This window comes from Bacillus sp. ok061 (genome assembly GCF_900108285.1).
Classification (GTDB): domain Bacteria; phylum Bacillota; class Bacilli; order Bacillales; family Bacillaceae_G; genus Bacillus_A; species Bacillus_A thuringiensis_S.
The window spans coordinates 1-6,991 of sequence record NZ_FNUW01000069.1; the positions used below are offsets into that span (position 1 = coordinate 1).

The window sequence follows — 6,991 nt, forward strand, 5'->3', positions numbered from 1 at the left end:
TTGCGAACAGACGACTGAATCGCAATACTATCCACTTCTTTTAGCCAAACAAGCTCTTTCTTCATGGCAGGTAGTTTGGCAGAGCATGTACCATAGGTCAAGCCTTTTCCTGTCTCTTTGTATGCATGATCCCATAAGGATAGGAAATAATTGAATACAAAACGAGAACACCCAATCGTTTTGTTGATTAGAATTGCTTGTGCTTGATTTGGATAGATACGAAACTTATAGGCTTTATTAATCATTATTTGGTTCACCTCCATTTCGGTATATGACTATTATATACCAAACGTATATTCGATAGGTAGTGGAGTAATACTTTCTATATGTCGAACAATTAAGAATGGCTTCCTGCCATCCCTTGTTCGAAGCCAATTCATCTCCCACCTACTTACCTTGCGTTCCTTGAGGAGGGAGTCTTCTTGGCTAAAATGATAAATAGGAGATATATTTAAAGAGAGTACCATTAAAATAGGTACTTTCTTTAAATTAAAAGTAAGAAGATACAATGTATCAATTAATATATTGATAATATAGGGGGATGATTAATTATGCGCCTATACATACTAGAAATCACTACGGAACATAAAATAAGTTTTATTAATGCGACATCTATAGAAAGGGCCATAGAAGCATTTAAAAAGATATATAAACATTACGAAGAACAAGTACCATTTTACGTTAGAGAGATACATCCAAGAGAAAAAATCATAATGGATACAATAAGCGGTGAAATACATTGCATAGGAGACAATAGCGTTCTAAAGAAATGCTTGGAGAATCTTATGCACTTATATACTCCAATTGATTGGGTTCCTACACTTGCACTATATCAAGATGTAAAAGCTGATCCGGTTTCGTTTACTATACATAAAGCATGCCTTATAAAAGGAAATCCTGAATATAACGAGGTTGGGATGGATGTTTGGAAAAGCACTCTCCAGGTATCGCTAGATGACCATAGAGAGGTTTGGAATGCCCTAAAGACATTTTTACACATCCAGGTACTTTCCGTATTCGAATTAGAAGAAGTAATAAAAGTTAATGAAATAAGGTGATAATAATGAAATTCGAAGAACTTATACATTTTGTAGAAGAAAATAAAGAAGAGTATTTTCAAGATATACTCAATTAGAACGAAGCTGCAATTAAAAAGATAGATGAGGAAAAGTAAGAAGTAATCAAAGAAAAGTACATTAATAGGGGTATGGAAACGATTCAGGGAATGAGGGGTCACTATGGAATTAAATTACAATTTTTAAATTTAAACAAAAACTGAAAGTAAACTTTTTTAATGTTTATTTAGTGAAAACGAGTTTTACAAAAGTATGAAAATAGCAAACTAATAAAAATAAGTTGTAATATTGCCATTAACTCAAAAAGAACATGTAGTAATTTCTACATGTTCTTTTTTAATAAAAATGAAAGTAAACTTTTACCCATTAGTTTACATTAAGTTCTTCACAAACATTGAATTCAAGCTGAACCCTCTAATATCCTCAAAATACGTAACGAAAGTATACATTCAAAACGCTATACATAAATAGGTGTAGAACCCAATGAACAAAAAACAAATCTAATTGATACTCACCCCATCCTAACATCCTAAGTGGAAAATTGGAGAAATAAGTGAAGTCAAGTTTCTCGAAATGGTAGAACTGAAGAGGAATACACTTTATAAGGTAATAAAAGAATATGAAAGTACATTAAAAAGAATCAGTCGTAATCTGATTCTTTTTTTAGTGGAATTCTATATTAGCTCCGCATTAGCTGTTCACTTCACATATCTCTCAAATATAAAAATAATACTGATTCTTAAACGTATAATTTTCTATTCTGAAAATAGTAATTTCTAACAGTATCTATATGAGGTACGTAAAGTTCAATGGAACACTCCAGGAATTAAACCGACAGATATATTTCTCAATTCTAGATTAGGAGTTAGTAAATTATACTTAATGGGTATTAAAATAACGAAGTTAAGAGGTGATGAGTTACTTATTGCTCTTGCAATGTATTTTACTATATAAAGTTTGAAGTTCGAAATATTAATTGTATTGCTACGTATAGCAGACGTATTACCAATAATGCGAATTAATTTTATATAATTGAGAGGGTGTATTGTAATGGTAAAACGAGATATCTCTCCAAGAGATCTTGGAGGTAAAGAAGATTCCCCATTTTTACTTTCTAAAGAGGAATGGATTACGATTCAAAAATATACAGGAGATGGCGCATATGTACCTGTGAATGAAGCCGAAATGCGTAAAGTTTTAGCACTTTCATCTTCAGACGAGATGCCCGATTTTAATGAATTATATTCGGTTTATACAAATGTTAAAAATCACTGTCAAAACTGGACAGATAACACATATAGAGAAGTTCTTGGAGTTGCTAATGAAATTGTAAATTATGCGAGGAGAGCAAAAGTTTACTACAAACCATTACTCGATTATTTACCAGCTATTATAGATGGCGATACTGAGGCTTTAGAAATGTTTAAGAAAATTTGTGAGAGGCTAGCAAGGGAAGCAGCCGAATTTCGTGATCATGCCGGTGCATTGGCAACGATGATTGGAACATTTGCAACTGATACGGCAAATGATTATCAGAGTTTAATAGTGGTTAAGGACAAATATGATAAAAAATATGGTGAACATAGTGAAGAAGTAAAACAACTTAGAGCTTCGGTAGAGCGATTACGGGAAGACTTAGAGGAGTATATGGATGAGTATGAGGACTATCAATCTCAATCATGGTTATCTCTGTTACTTGGTCCTATTTTTGGATTTGTATTAAAAGGGATTCTCGACAGTACAAAAGGTAAAGCATTAAAAGCTCGAATTGATGCTACAAAACAACAAATTGAAGAATCTGATAAAATAATTCAAAGAAATGTTTATCTGATGTCTTTACTTGATAAAACTGATACAGGCACGGATAAAATCCAAGAGCAAATGGCTGCTGCGCTACCTATAATACAGAAAATTCACGGTATTTGGAATTCTCTTCATAGTGATCTTGATGAACTTTCCAAAATTGTGATGGAAGATATTCATGATGATCCAGAATTTGCTGATCTTGGAGTTGAATTGGCTATTATGCAGTGGGAAGCTGTTGGAAAACAAGCGGATGACTTCCGAGTTAATGCAGATGTTGGGTTTGTTGTTGAACAATACACAGCTTAAGTATGAAATCATAATGTCACCTATAATATAACCTGCTCTAATATAGGAATAAATGAAATAAATACAGTTCGGTCTATAAATCTAGAGACAAAAGAAGAATAAGAAGGATAAATTTTCATTTATTCCATACATTCTTTTTTTTGTCTCTCATTTTATAAATGGAGGAATTCATGATGGCTCGTAGTATTGATTATAAAGCTTTGTATGAGGAATTATTAACAAATCAACAAATTCCAGGAAAATCTTACTTAAATGCAACAAGAACAAAATACGAAATTCGAGATTTATTCGTAGACTTAGGTGAAGTATATAAGTCTATTGAGGACGGTGAATTAGCACCAAGAATGATTTCAATCTTTGCGGATGTTGTTCGAATTCCTGACAAATTTAGTTGTACTTTACAAGATATACAACTAGTTATTAGAGCAAGAAGAGTGGAAATACAATCAGAAGGGACCGCAGAGATTTTACTAGATTATAAAAATGGAAGCAAGTTAGCTCAGTTTACAATATATGGTGTTGAACTTTCTGGAGTGTTACATGCAACTCCAATCTATAATCAAAGTTCTCCACCTCCGTATTCTATAGAACTGAAAAATAAAGGCGTAAGATTATCCGATAAGGATGGGGTATTTACTGCAGAAGAAATTACATACGTAGTACCTACGCCTCAACTTCCAAAGCTTTTTACTTCTGTTTTCCAAATAGCATGTCTATTTTTTGAATCCAGACCGGATATAGCAGCCAATCAGTTAAATTGGTTAAAGATATTTACTACCCAATATGACGGACTAACTTCATTGTGTGTACAAAGCACTTCATTGTTGGCTATTTTAACTGCTAATCGTGGTGATAATACGTTTGTTCCCCTTTTAGATAAAGAACTCTACAGAGATGAAATTAATGCTTTTTTGGGAGCTGCACAGCAATTTGAGGCACAATATCATCGTTACTTAGATAAAAATTTATCAATTGATGATCGTAAAAATGCAGCCTTGCTCATGCTAAAGCATGAACAAGATACCTTATTATTTAAAGAAACATTAATTAATCAAGCAAAAAATAATTTAAAAAATTCTCGAGATGCAATTGAGACATCTTTACGCCAATTTGAGAAACAGCAACATGTCTTAACATTATCTAGAATTGAGTTTGAGTATGGACTTAAGAAATATGAATATGAACAACAGCTGAGATTAGCTTTCAAAATGGTAAGTACTGTACTAAATTTCGCACAATCTATGGGTTCTATAATTGCTTCAGGAGGAGCTTCTGTCCCCGGAGAGATAATAGGGATAATTAATGCTTTAAAGGAAATTATAGAAGCTGGTGGTGAACTATCAGCATTAGCTCAAGCGTTAAAAGAAAGTATGGAGAAACTAAATGAACTTGTAGAATTAATTAATAAGGTATATGCATTAGCAGAAGATATATCAGAGGCATCAGGAGATATGCAATTCCCAGATGATCTATTTGAAAAAATTAAAAATACTGAGTGGGATATTCCCCAAGAAGATTTAACTGGTAAAGCAACTTGGGACATATTTAAGCTAAAGACAGCTGCAGCTTTAGACGATGCAATTAAGAAAGAAATTGAAGGTGCTAGGGCATATCTACTAGAATTAGATATTTTAGCTGTATATGGACAAACACTTGCTTCAAATCAAGTAGCTGTCATTCGTTGCGGTCAAGAACTATTCCGTTTATTAATTGAAAAACATATCCATCAAGCTGACCTTACAAGATTAGAAGAGTATATTAGAAATCTAGAGGGACAAGAATCTGAAAATGAAGAAATGGAACAAAAGTTGTATCAACGTTATATAGACATGAAGCAAATTTTATTTGTGGCATTAGAAAATTACAAACACGCTTATAAATATTGGGCTCTCCGAGACTCAGACGTAAACCCAAATATCCTAAAAGATGTATCCGAACTAAAAGTGGATGTGGCAACAATACAAACAGATTGTATGCAGGCCTTAAAACAATTTAATCCACCTCCTCAACTCTTTCAAAATAGAATAGTGGAAATTACAGATTCAAAAATTCTAGAGTCATTGAAGGAACAAAGAGAAGCTTCGTGGGAAATCAACTTAAACAATTCCCTTTTTGAAAATGAGTATCGTGTTCGCCTCAAATTAATGCGAATTTGGTTAGATGGAATTGCCGCTACTTCTAAAGTACAAATACGGATTACGAATTCAGGACACTATTATGATAATTATATGGAGAAAAAATTTCAATTTAATTCGGAATCCTTTAATCGAGGATTTAGTTATCAAGGAGCTACAATTATTACTGATGGAATCATTGCGGACGAATTTGCTTACGATTACTTTATTCCAAACCCTTACACAACTTGGACAATTAAAGTTCAGGATGGTCCAGATCTCTCCAATGTGACAAAAATTAGAATGGAGTTAGCAGGTTCTCTTGTTACTAATTATAAGAAAAATAATCCAGTTTAAATGATTTAATAAAATCTGTTTTAAAAAAAACGAGTGAATACAACTAACAATTATCTAGAGAGGTGTTCATATGAACCATTTAGCCTTTTCTCCACGAGAATTAGGAGGGAAAAATTCTCCTTTTCTCCTTACGATAGAAGAATGGCGTTCATTCGCTAATTATTTAAACAAATGGATCTCAGCACCGACTAGTATCGATCAAGTGAAGGAAAGAATATATCTCATACTCGACGGAAAAGTAAAAAGTAATTGGGATAGACTCATCACAACTTCTACTTTTCGTAGATTAGTTGAAGAAGCCATTGCAACTAAGTTAAACGTTATAGAAAAATGTAGGTTCTGGGACAATGGAGTGCATAAAGATATACTTATCATTGCTCAAAATATTGTTGCCTTTGCGGATTTAATTTCTATTAAATATCATAATGATCTTAATCAAGTAATATCGGAAGCACAAACTGGTAAATTATCCCCCAATACAAAATCTAAATTCATAAATATATGTAAAGATCTATCTAGTCACGCACAAACATATTATCAACAGTCTCAATCTATGGAAACATCCCTTTCCGAATTTTATTCAGAGATTCAAAAATACGAAGAAACAGTACAAACTTGGTCATATCTTATGTCACAGTTACCACTGCAAAACTCAAATGATTTTGTTGTCGCACAAAACACGGTTGTCTATTTAGTAGCTCCAGTCATGAGTTTGGTTCAGTATAAAGAGTCCGTGTGCACTGTTATTCGAAAAGTCCATAGAATATGGAGTGCTATATCTTATGATTTAAAAGAACTAGCTGATAATATTGAGGATATCGAAAATTTGGAGGAGTTCATTGCTGCTTTAGAGCTAGAATTGGCCTTTGAAGATTGGAATGCAATTCGGGATGAAGCGGAAAATTTTTATAAAAATGCAGAGAAATTTTCTTAAAGAAAAGTAGCTATACAAAACAGGAACCCGTCATGGATTCCTGTTTTTCAATTTACAAAATAGAAAAACGCGGATTCACCAATTCTAATTATAAAAAAACATGAACTTAGTTTTACTTTTTAGGTCAGCTGGGTACGGAAACAATTAGAGGGATAAACTTCCAGAGTGGCCCCTCATTCCCTGAATCGTTTCCTTACCCCTAATATAGGTCACTGTAAATATTGATAATATCTTTTTAAAGATATTTTAGTTTTGAACCCCATCCTACTTACCAACTCATCTTCAGTTAATTCTTGCTTAATAAGACGGAGAATAAAAGTGTTTCTCATCTGCTGTGCAGAGATACGCCTATTTAACTCCGCACGTTTCACTTCAAGTCGTATCATCTTTTGTATAGC

The 6,991-nt window shown here is 33.0% G+C and carries 5 protein-coding genes and 1 pseudogene; 4 read left to right on the forward strand and 2 right to left on the reverse strand.

All coding sequences use genetic code 11. The annotated features are described in order from the left end of the window. Positions 1-245, reverse strand: a 245-nt coding sequence (locus tag C4S65_RS33545) for a helix-turn-helix domain-containing protein (RefSeq protein ID WP_181032181.1), incomplete at its 3' end; no start/stop codon positions are given. A gap of 306 nt (positions 246-551) precedes the next feature. Here C4S65_RS33545 and C4S65_RS33550 point away from each other — a divergent pair. From C4S65_RS33550 to C4S65_RS33565, 4 genes are all read left to right on the forward strand, one after another. Further along, positions 552-1,058, forward strand: coding sequence for a hypothetical protein (locus C4S65_RS33550; protein ID WP_001242099.1), 507 nt, complete (start codon positions 552-554; stop codon positions 1,056-1,058). Positions 1,059-2,126: 1,068 nt separating this feature from the next. Beyond that, positions 2,127-3,188, forward strand: a complete 1,062-nt coding sequence (locus C4S65_RS33555; protein WP_000240777.1) for an alpha-xenorhabdolysin family binary toxin subunit A — start codon at positions 2,127-2,129, stop codon at positions 3,186-3,188. 173 nt (positions 3,189-3,361) lie between these two features. Further along, entirely contained in the window at positions 3,362-5,659 is a 2,298-nt protein-coding gene (locus C4S65_RS33560; RefSeq protein ID WP_103945920.1) for a hypothetical protein, read from the forward strand. 70 nt (positions 5,660-5,729) lie between these two features. After that, on the forward strand, positions 5,730-6,593 hold the full coding sequence (locus C4S65_RS33565) for a hypothetical protein (protein ID WP_103945921.1): 864 nt from the start codon (positions 5,730-5,732) through the stop codon (positions 6,591-6,593). A gap of 209 nt (positions 6,594-6,802) precedes the next feature. Here the strand turns inward: C4S65_RS33565 and C4S65_RS34980 are convergent. Continuing rightward, positions 6,803-6,991, reverse strand: a pseudogene (locus C4S65_RS34980) (integrase); the annotation flags it as partial.